The following is a 10,410-nucleotide window of genomic DNA, read 5'->3' on the forward strand; positions in this document are numbered from 1 at the left end:
GCTGCTAGTGTTTCTCTTTTAAAAATAATGCAAACTAGACAAATTTTTCACCTTAAAAACTCCTTAAAAAGAAATTTTTAAAGAATATATATCTTATTTTGAAATAATAAAAAAGAACCCACCCTAAATAGTAGAGTTGGTTCTTTTTTATTTATTAGCGGATCCAAGCACCATCCATACCTAGTTTGTAGCCTTGAATTTTGGTGTTAGCCGCCATTTTACCGTTTGTATATAAGTAGTACCATTTACCCCCTATATACACCCAGCCTGTTTGCATGGCACCGCTGGCATTCATAAAATACCATTGGCCATTTACTTTTATCCATCCGGTTTTCATCGCACCAGTTGAATCTAGGAAATACCACTTTTTCTTGTCTAGAATCCATCCGGTCTTCATGGCACCGTCAGAGTCTAGGAAATACCATTTGCCTGCAGCTTTCACCCAGCCTGTTTGCATGGCACCGCTAGAGGCTAGGAAGTACCATTTGCCGCTGGTTTTCACCCAACCGGTTTGCATGGCACCTGTTGAGGCAAGGTAGTACCATTTTGCACCATCTTTCACCCAGCCTGATTTCATTTCACCGGTGGCTGCTAAGAAGTACCATTTACCCTCATCCTTCACCCAGTCAGTCTTCATAACTCCTGAAGAATCAAGATAGTACCACTTACCGTTGACGAATGCCCAGCCAGTAACTAAGCCATCACTGTCTTGCAGATACCAATTGTTATTTGAAAGTACCCAGCCAAGTTTATATACACCAGTTTCTTCGTCAAAGTAATAGCGCTCACCATCAATTTCGACCCAGCCTGTTTGCATGATGCCAGCCTCATTAAAATAATAGAGTTCGTCATCAATATAGTACAAGCCAGTTGCTAGGACGCCGTCTTCATCGAAATAGTAAAGGACCTCATCAATCTCATTCCACCCAGTTGCCATTTCACCGCTATTTTCGAAGAAATAAATCTCCTCGTCAATTTCAGCCCAGCCAGTAATCATGACTCCATTCTCACCGAAGTAATACCAGTGTCCGTCTATTCTAACCCAGTCAAATTGCATTTCACCGTTTGCCGCGAAGTAATAGACTTTATCATCGACTGTTACCAATCCAGTTTTTAAAACTCCATCTGTGCCCAAGTAATATGTTTTTCCATTAAGTGTTAACCATCCGGTTTGCATCACACCATCTGAACCTAGGTGATACCAATATTCAGCAATTTTTATCCAGCCTGTTAGCATGATTCCTTCTTGGCTGAAGTAATATTTTTTTCCTTCTAATTCTAACCAGCCAGTATGGATTACTCCGTTTTCATAGTAATACCATTTACCGTCTACTTGAACCCAGCCGTTTTGAACCTGCGGCTCTTCACCAGTTAAAATTCTGCCTTCAACCGTTGGGGCTACAGGGCTATTTTTTGTAAAATACTCGGTTAAAATTTCATAGTCCACTAGAAGCAGCTCGTGAATACGGCCAGCATCTTTAGCCTTTTTAAACATTGAGAATCCGTCACCGCCGTCAGCTACGAAGGCATTTGTCGCAACAGAATACACCTTATTCAAGTTGATTGGCTCATAGCCATCAGCTGTTTTGACTTTTACTTCCCAAACCCTATCGTATGCTGGCTTAGCCGGATCATATTTAAATTGGATACCCGAAACCTGCATGAATTGGCCTGCGCCGCTTTCTACTTTACTTACACTATGCTCAAGGGCATCCCAGATTTCCTGCCCTGTTAAATCAAGTGTAACTAGTAAGTTCGCAAATGGCATAACCGTATGAATATCGCCAAGTGTTACATCACCTTGCTGAATGGAAGCACGGATTCCGCCGCCATTTTGCATGGCAATAGTTGTATCATTTTTCAATATTTCATTAGCTTTTTGCGCCATTCCATCAGCAATCAAGTTACCTAGGTTTGTTTCTTTGGAGCGTACATTTGTACGTTCGCCATCAAGGAAAACATTGGTTGAGCCAATGACGGTCTTTTTCAATTCATCTAGCGGCTTTTTCAATTCATCAACTTTAGCCTGTGCTTCCGCATCAGCCGCATACTTATTCACATCTAGCAATTTTCCATCTTGTGCTTTTACTACACCGTTCTCATCAAAGCTTACATTCAAAACACCAAGGAATTTAAGGTATTCATTTGCTTGAACAATAACTGTTGGTTCAGCTTTCTCAACTAACACTGGTTTATCAAGCTTTGTATGGGTATGTCCGCCAACAATGACATCGATGCCATCCACAGCTGTTGCCAGGTTTTGGTCTGGTCCATAGCCTAAGTGTGAAAGGACAACAATTTTGTTAACACCTTGCCCTTGAAGTGAGGCAACTGTTGCTTTCGCTTTATCTACTGCGTTTTCGAATACAATATCTTTAGATGGGTTTGCAAGGAATGTTGTATCTTCCGTTGTTAATCCAAAAATACCAACCTTTTCGCCGTCAATCGTTTTGATGATGGCCGGGTAGATATTGCCGCCTGTTGCCTCTGCACTAATCTCATTTTTGAAAAGAGGTCCTAGGACAGGATCCTTTGTCACATTAACGTTGGCACTTAGAATGGGAAATTTCATCTCTTTAATAAAGTCTGCCAAAACATTAGAATCTTTATCAAATTCATGGTTTCCGAATGTCATCGCATCATAGCGGAGATCATTCATGAAACCTAAATCTGCTTTTCCTAGGTACTGGTTAAAGTAGAGAGTACCTGAGAAAACATCCCCTGCATCGACTAGTAACGCATTCGGGTTCTCACCTCTAACCTCTTTTACAGCAGTCGTTAGTTTCGGATACTGTTCGACATTGGCGTGAGTGTCATTTACGTGCAAAATCGACAAGTCCAGTGCTTTGGGTTCCGGTGTTGTTGGTTCATCTTTTAAGTTAATTTGCGCTAAAACAGCATCATGGTCACTAACACGTCCGTGTGCTGCCATGAATGGAGAGTTCAAATGAACGATATCAATTTCAGAACGATCAGCTAGATTATTCGACACTAGCATGTGATCAAGTACTTGTGAGTTCCCTTGATAGCTGTAAGTAAATCTTTCTGGTGCAGGAACTTTTTCAATAAGGTTTGTTAATTCATTTCCTTTTAATGCTTTTAACGGATTTGAGAATTCGAAGTCATTCAAGTCACCAAGTACGACAACGTTTGAATCCGTGTTTTTACTTTTTACATCTTTAATAAAATTGTTAACAATGCCGGCAATTTGTACACGTTTTGCCTCACTTCCAAGTACTGGCGGCTGATTTTTCCCGAAAATCGGCTGGTCTCCGCCCTTTGAATTAAAGTGGTTGGCAATCACAATGACATCTTCGCCTTTAAACATAAATTCGGCGGCTAATGGTTTACGGCTTGAATTGAATGCTGCATTTGTTGGATCAATCCTGCCAGGGTTCAAGGTTAAGGAACCATTTTCATAGCCAACAGATTGAGTAGAACCACCTTTTTCCGCCCCTGTTTTCAGTGAAACACGGTCAGGGTTGTAAATGAAACCAACACGAATGTTTCCATTAGGCGCTCCGCCATCTTGATTGTTAACCGGTTCAATATCTGTCCACTTGTAAGTTGGACCACCCTTCGCTTTAATCGCATCGATGAGAGCTTGATAGCTTTGGTCTGCAGCCGTTCCGCCAGCAGTTTCCCCGTTATTGTCTTGGACCTCTACTAAACCAACAATATCAGGAGTCTTCATGTTATTTACAAAAGAATCAGCGATTTTCGCTGTTTTAGTGGTATCTGCCTTTGTATAGTTCTCCATATTGTAAGATGCAACAGTTAGTTTATCATCATCTTTAACGATGTCAGTTACTTCCTGGGTATAGTTGCTCTCCAATAGCGGTGGAAGATCTTCTTTATCCGTAAGAAGCTTATAGTTTTGAAACGTATAAGTGATAACACCTGTTACCGTACCATTGTACTTATCTCCAGTTTTAACCTTATATGCTTCATCCTTCACTTTGAAAAGGAGCGGCAATCTTTCAGGGTTCATATTATCTTTCGTAATTGGAATACCACCTGGTGTTGTATAAACCTTGCCTTCTACCTTTTCAGCAATAACCGGCACCTCGCCATATCTTTGCGGAGCAACAGCCATTGGATTTTCGATGGCAACACGCATACCTTCGATACTTTCGTAAAAATCAATGCCATCCTCTTCCGGATCGAAATTGGCAAACTTGTCATTATCCACTACTTGAGTTGGAGGGTGGATGTCTTTGCCGATGACCAGTGCCTTAGGTAATTCTTGTCCGCTTGCTTCTACTGTCACCTTCCCAGCATTTGCATCAAGTTCAGTAGTGGCAAGGTCAGTCTGCAGCATATCGCTGTAACCTTCAAGCACCCATTCTTTTACAAGTGCATCAACTGAGACAAGGTCTCCGACTTTAACGGTATGATTCTTTTGGTAAACAAGAATACCTTCGGATGTTTTTGCATTGTTATCTGGATTTGGATCTTGAATATAGAAGTTACTTGCGTCTTTTACAAACGTTACAACCCCTTCCACACCTTTAACATTCTTACCTTTATACGGAGAATCATGACTTTCTCCTTGGATTACACTGATTTTGATGCCTTCAACAGGCGGATCTACCGGAGGATCGACTGGACCGCCGCCTTCAGTAAAACTCATTGCTGCTGGGTTCTTTAATCCTGAAACCCCAAAGTATTTCTCTAATGATCCAGTAACAAAAACAACTTTTCCAAGGTTATCTGGATTAGTTTTCAAACCAAATTGTGCCCTGAATCCTGAAGTTATTTGAACTGGAAGAATCTTTGTTGGATCTGTTTCAATAGCACTATCAGCAATACCAAAGTTAGTATCATCAGGATATCCTGTTGTAATATAATTTGTTGCTGATTTTGCATATCCAACTATATACCCCTTCACTGTTGCATTACCTGAGTTATTCGCTATCGCTTGGGCTACGGTTATGTAATTCTCAGCTGCACTAGCATGGTTCATGTAAGGCAACACATAGCTGGCTAGTAATGTAAAAATGGTTGCTAGAATAAAAATCTGCTTTCTAAAAAACCTCACTCTTTTCGCCTCCTGATTTTTAATTGTTTGTCCCTTTTTCCTTTGGGGTAATAAACAAACTAAATAGGCATGCCCCCCTCTTGTTTTTTTTGTTTGCGCAGAGTTTTGAATGCGCTTTCAAGTAAAACAACTTAAATATGAAACTTTAATCCTTTACACCCTGTAACGACATTTGTCGTATACCACCTATTCTAGTATAAAAAAGACTATTACTCTACAAAATATAACAACTTTTACATTAAATTTACTATAGTGTAAAATTAACTCATATTTGGATGAATGCAATCAAATAAAAAAAAGGTTCATAATGTATTCTTATGAGCCCTCTTACATATTTTATTCAGCCGCCCGCACCATTTCTACAGCTTCCAGCTTCTGCTTTAAGCGTCTTTGATTTAATTTTTCCAGAGTTAAAAGGATCAAGTGGGCAATCAAGACAGTGAGTACAAAGAGTTCAACGGCATAATCGATATAGTACCATGAGAATGTCGCGGTGATATCGTAAATTGAGTGAACGAGGACAGTCACCCAAAGGTTTCGTGTCCATAAGAGGATGACTCCCAATAGCAATCCCATGTTAGCAAAGGTAACGATCGCTCCAATTCGAATCGACCAGGACTGCTCCGAGTCCAATGTGTGATCAATCCCAAAAAGAATTGATGTGAGAAACAGCGCGCTGATGAGGAAAAGATCTCTGCGCCCGCTCTCCCACCTCCTCGGAAAAGCTTTTTTAAAGAGAACAAGCAGAAGAATTATGTAAGCAAGCCGCCATACCTCTTCCAATCCTGCAAGTGTATCCGTATATAGGTCATAGCCAATCGTATCTACTTTTTCGAAAAAGGTCCAAATGGCATCATGCCCCTCGGGATCCCCTGTATCTTCCTCCACTGCCATTTGCATTTCCGTATGGTTTTGAACATAGTGGTCATAATTCGTGCTAAAGTCTTGAAATGCATAGGTTGAAAATAGATTATTGACCGTGCTGCCAAGAAAGAAAATCAGAAAGGCACCCGTGAATTGAAGGGTAATCTGCCGTTTTGTTTTCGGTTGATCTGCGGGACTATGGAGCCGCCGGTGCAGTTTCCAGCCGATAAAAAAGGATGACACCATTATGGCATCATAAAGGGTACTTGCCATATAGGTATACCGCGTAAAATAGAGGAGAATCTCAGCCCCAATAGTCACGACGAGCATGGCAAAAAGCAACTTTATCGAGATCGGTTTTGTTAAGTTTGTTGTCATTCGCGTCTTCCCTGCCTCCCTACCTAAACAAAGTAACTGCCAGGATTCCAAACCCATTTAAAAAAAGCAGGAAAAGGAAACAGCCCAGCACCCACTTCCATTTTCTCTTCACAGATTTTGTCTCCTTTATATTTATTTGTAAAGCTATGTTTAGTGAAACTAGCAAGTGATAATAATAGAAATAATTTAACATATTAAAAGGAAAGTATCACCAAAATGTTTTTACTTTTTTCCATTCAATCATCCTGGTGATTTTTAAACTGTGACTGGCATATAAATGTACTAGCCATCATTATGATAGGAGTTTGAAACATGAAACGTCTGGGATCTATCGTTCTGTCTATTTTTATTATTTTTGTCTTATCAGCTACCAATCCTGAACGCGCGGAATATATCGATTGGATTAATCACAAAACAATGGACCAATCGTCAAATCTGTTAAAGAAGGGGATTCTCTCCGTTGCCGGGAAATCAATCTTTGATGCGGGCACCACCAAGTCCGATTATGTTGTTTTCTCCATCTACAAAACGGACTTTACCGATATCGGGATGGGCAAAGTAACGACTATTGGAGTATTTAATCGATTTATACCGTTGTCTAGTTTTGGGAAATAAGAGAGGTTATATGAGTTGGGTACAACGTCAGTACCGCCTTTATCTGGTAAGGGCGGTACTGATAATGTCTGTTAGCCTTTTTTTTACGTTCGCGTGCCAGTTGCTGTAGGTATCAACCAGTTGATCAAGAATGTCTTCTCCCTGATCCCCAGTGGTTTTTCTATTCACTTCTTGGCTCTTCTCCTGAATGTCGGCAAGATCTGCCAGTTTCCTGTCGATTTCTTGATCATTATCTGAAACAGCTGGATTTCGTTTTGCGGCCAACAGCTTTTTTTCTGCGGCGATTCCATCACCCGACTGAAACAATATCATCGCCTCCTTATAGGTGGCGGTTTTTTCATGGGCGAGGAAAACTTTTCCGACGACAAGGCCAAGAAGGATGACAAACAGCAGCAGGGAAATCGTCCATGATCGATTTACTTTTTTATACATGACCAAGAACCCTTTCCCTACTGCTTACAAAACGGCTGAAATCTGGATCGCAGCGATATTTCTGCGTAACCAATTGCAGCGTTGCCTCCTTAAGGCTTCCCCAATTCACATTTGGATTGGCATGGATGATATGGCACAATCGTAAGATTCTCTCCTTTGGAAAATAGTCAAGAAATTCCTCGATAAATGCCGAAAACTCGAGAATGTAGAGCTTCATTCGCAGTGTCGAACTTGCAATAGTTAAGAATGAGTCCATCCCAAAATCAATGATAATCGCATCACGGTAGTGAATAAAGTAGGCAATACACTTTTTCGTCACCAGTGCGCGGTTGATTTTCGCCACCTCCAGTGCATATTTCGTAAAATTCTTATCATATGAAGAGGGAATAAACCCTTCCAATTCAAGCTCCATCTCACTTCTTAACACCATTTCGTTTAACACCTTTACACAGCGAATCTTGACCCTGTCGCTATAATCCAACTTGCTTATTTCCCGGAGTTTCTCGTAGGCGGCGGCAAGCCTCCCCTCTTGGAAATCTGTTTTGGCAAGTTTACTGTCGGACACAATTCCAGCTTGGATCGTCCGGAAGTCAGTACGAAGCAGTTTTTTCATTTGATGGTAATACTCACTTTTTTGGAAGAAGGCGGTCAGGCCAAGATCGGCGATCCAATAGATGATTCCCGCAGTAACCGTATAATGCAAGATGTTAATAGTCGGGGCGTTTAGGATGCCAAGGCAGACAACGAGCAGCACTCGAATAGTACCTGTCGTGATTCGTTTTCGTAAAATGGATTTGCAAAGGCGCTCAATTCCAATGAGACCCGTGCCGCATGAGAGACACTTCCCGATGTTTAAAACAGAATAACAGCTGCATTTCTTGCACATTTTGAGCTTCTGAAATTGATACTTCGTTTGTAATTTCTCAAGCTTCCGGCCAGCCTGTTTAGTCAATCGAATCACTCTCACTCAGCAAGATGACTAATTCGTCATCTAAATCCTTGTAATCGCCGACACAGCGTTTATTTTTCAAAAGTTTATAGATCTTCGTAATTAGTGTTAAAACGAGAATACTAGTAAAGATGATAACGTACATGAACACCCTCCTGGTGAAGTAAATTTTATTTACATCCTTTGATAGGACTATTTTTGTCATTCTAGGGAGTACTGCTTGGGAATATACTATCAGCAACGGTAAGCCAAGTCTTTTGCCAAAGGAAACTGTCAGTGGAGGTGCACACAGTTGTCAAGAAAATGGCTTAGTAGTTTGATAGCGATTGGGTTCTTGCTTTACGGCTTTAGTAATATAAGTGTACGCGCTGCAGCTCCGTTGCATTCCACTTCCCGGATAGAAGGAATGCTTGTTTTGGATGTCAGTAATTCCATGAAGAGCAGCGACCCGAATAACATTAGCCATGAGGCGATGAAGATGTTTATTGATATGGCCTCACTAAACGGTGATAAAATTGGCGCCATTGCCTACTCCGATGCAGTGATGCGTGAAAAGGCGCTCGTTAAAATCCTTACTGAAGAGGACAAAGTGGATTTGAAGGAGTTTATTGACTCTATTGGAACATACACTTATACCGATTTATCCACAGGCGTAATGGAAGCAGTTAAGGTACTCGATGCGAGCCATGAACAGGATTATGTTCCGCTGATTGTGCTGTTGGCTGATGGGAATGATGATTTGGATCCGAAAAAGGCAAAAACGCTTGCCGAAGCCAAGGGCGATCTGAAGAAAGCCGTTGCGAATGCGAAAGCGAAGGGATATCCGATCTATACCATCGGCCTAAACGCTGATGTCACGCTGAATAAGGAGGTGCTCCGAAATGTGGCAGAGAACACGAAGGGCACATTTTTTGAGGCAAGCAGTGCCGATCAGCTTCCACAGATTCTCAGTGAAATTTTTGCGAACCATTTAAAGTTGAAAATTGTCCCTGTGAAGCAAACAGTCGGCAATGGTGATTTTGAAGCTATAAACATAACAGTGCCAAATGAAAATGTTGTCGAGGCAAATATTTCGTTCATATCAAGTCAGCCCATAGAGCTCAAGCTCCTTGATCCTTCCGGAAAGGAACGAGCGATTCCCTCTAATCAGGTTCGGATTTCACGGTCAAGGACCTATTCGATGATCAAGCTGGTAAAGCCGGCTGAAGGTGAATGGACACTAAAGGTCAAGGGCGTGCCGAAGGATCAGATTGATATCAGCCTCGTTTTTAACTATGACTTAAAGCTAAAACTGGGTTCGCCCTCTAAGCAGATCTTTAATGCGGGGGAAATCGTTAACGTTAGCGCCTTTTTTGAGGATTCTGGCTCAAAAGTTACCGATCAAGAAATCTATCAATCCATGAATGCGACGGTGTATCTGAAAGATCTTGAAAAGGGAAAAACAGAAGAATTTGCACTAAACTGGAGCGGTGGCGGGTTTAGCGGCCAGCTCAAGCTTGGAGATTCTACGGACTATGAAATCATCGTGAAAGCGGAAGATCAAAGCTTTTTCCGTGAAACCGCGCCGCAAAGGATTGCAGTTAAACAGACGGCATCTGTGCCTGATTTGGCAAAGGTTAAGGCAAAGGAAAAGGAAAACAAGGAAGAATCATTATTAACATGGCTGTATGCAGCTGGCGGTGCAGCTGGCGTGATCCTACTTATAGGGAGCGCTTCTATCCTGTTCTCACGGTTGAAACGGGCGCGCCGCGGGTTTAGTGGCCAAATGGTAGTAGAAATAAAGGATGAGGATACAGGGGAACGCTTAAGCCCGCAGTTCAAGAAATTAAAGCTCTTTAAGAGAAAGTTCAATCTCCACCAACTGCTTGCCCTTTCCCCGGAATTCACAGAAACCGCGGGCATTGTGTTCAAACCAGCAGCCGGAGATTCCCTGCTCCTTATCAACCACTCCAACTGCATCATCGAAAAAAGCAGCCGTGCCATCGACGCCAAAAAAGGCCTAATCATAAAACGGAACGACCGCCTGCGCATCATCCCGAAAAAAACAAATAAATCTATCTACGTTGAGTATATTGGATAGGGTGTCAGGCACCAATTGGTATTTTTTTACTTTAATTTACCGAGGAGGTAT

The 10,410-nt window shown here is 41.7% G+C and carries 7 protein-coding genes; 2 read left to right on the forward strand and 5 right to left on the reverse strand.

The features are described 5' to 3' along the window. Nucleotides 1-154 precede the first annotated feature (154 nt). Together FAY30_RS20830 and FAY30_RS20835 are read right to left on the reverse strand one after the other, a co-directional pair. Nucleotides 155-5,041, reverse strand: a complete 4,887-nt coding sequence (locus tag FAY30_RS20830; RefSeq protein WP_149871662.1) for a 5'-nucleotidase C-terminal domain-containing protein — start codon at nucleotides 5,039-5,041, stop codon at nucleotides 155-157. Nucleotides 5,042-5,377: 336 nt separating this feature from the next. Then, complete coding sequence (locus FAY30_RS20835; RefSeq protein ID WP_190284709.1) at nucleotides 5,378-6,283, reverse strand: CPBP family intramembrane glutamic endopeptidase; 906 nt, start codon at nucleotides 6,281-6,283, stop codon at nucleotides 5,378-5,380. A 312-nt stretch (nucleotides 6,284-6,595) separates the two neighbouring features. Here FAY30_RS20835 and FAY30_RS20840 point away from each other — a divergent pair, with 312 nt between their 5' ends. Further along, nucleotides 6,596-6,898, forward strand: a complete 303-nt coding sequence (locus FAY30_RS20840; protein ID WP_149871664.1) for a DUF4359 domain-containing protein — start codon at nucleotides 6,596-6,598, stop codon at nucleotides 6,896-6,898. A 39-nt stretch (nucleotides 6,899-6,937) separates the two neighbouring features. Here the strand turns inward: FAY30_RS20840 and FAY30_RS20845 are convergent, their stop codons facing one another. Genes FAY30_RS20845 through FAY30_RS27280 form a run of 3 tightly spaced genes read right to left on the reverse strand, consistent with a single transcriptional unit; the run spans nucleotide 6,938 to nucleotide 8,424 of the window. Continuing rightward, entirely contained in the window at nucleotides 6,938-7,330 is a 393-nt protein-coding gene (locus tag FAY30_RS20845) for a hypothetical protein (protein ID WP_149871665.1), read from the reverse strand. Then, nucleotides 7,323-8,282 carry a hypothetical protein gene (locus FAY30_RS20850; protein WP_149871666.1) on the reverse strand — a complete coding sequence of 320 codons (960 nt, stop codon included), beginning with the start codon at nucleotides 8,280-8,282 and terminating at the stop codon, nucleotides 7,323-7,325. Before FAY30_RS20850 ends, FAY30_RS20845 begins: the two co-directional genes overlap by 8 nt. Next, nucleotides 8,275-8,424: a hypothetical protein gene (locus FAY30_RS27280; protein WP_190284710.1), complete on the reverse strand. Its 150-nt coding sequence runs from the start codon at nucleotides 8,422-8,424 to the stop codon at nucleotides 8,275-8,277. Before FAY30_RS27280 ends, FAY30_RS20850 begins: the two co-directional genes overlap by 8 nt. Nucleotides 8,425-8,571: 147 nt before the next feature. Between FAY30_RS27280 and FAY30_RS20855 the strand changes: the two genes are divergently transcribed. Then, nucleotides 8,572-10,359, forward strand: coding sequence for a vWA domain-containing protein (locus FAY30_RS20855; protein WP_149871667.1), 1,788 nt, complete (start codon nucleotides 8,572-8,574; stop codon nucleotides 10,357-10,359). Nucleotides 10,360-10,410: the final 51 nt, after the last annotated feature.

The organism is Bacillus sp. S3 (assembly GCF_005154805.1).
In the GTDB taxonomy this organism is placed as follows: Bacteria; Bacillota; Bacilli; order Bacillales; family Cytobacillaceae; genus Neobacillus.

Excerpts from the sequence above, each read along its gene's own strand:
- FAY30_RS27280 (WP_190284710.1), bottom strand. The coding sequence starts at position 8,424 with ATGTACGTTATCATCTTTACTAGTATTCTCGTTTTAACACTAATTACG.
- FAY30_RS20845 (WP_149871665.1), bottom strand. The coding sequence starts at position 7,330 with ATGTATAAAAAAGTAAATCGATCATGGACGATTTCCCTGCTGCTGTTT.
- FAY30_RS20835 (WP_190284709.1), bottom strand. The coding sequence starts at position 6,283 with ATGACAACAAACTTAACAAAACCGATCTCGATAAAGTTGCTTTTTGCC.
- FAY30_RS20840 (WP_149871664.1), top strand. The coding sequence starts at position 6,596 with ATGAAACGTCTGGGATCTATCGTTCTGTCTATTTTTATTATTTTTGTC.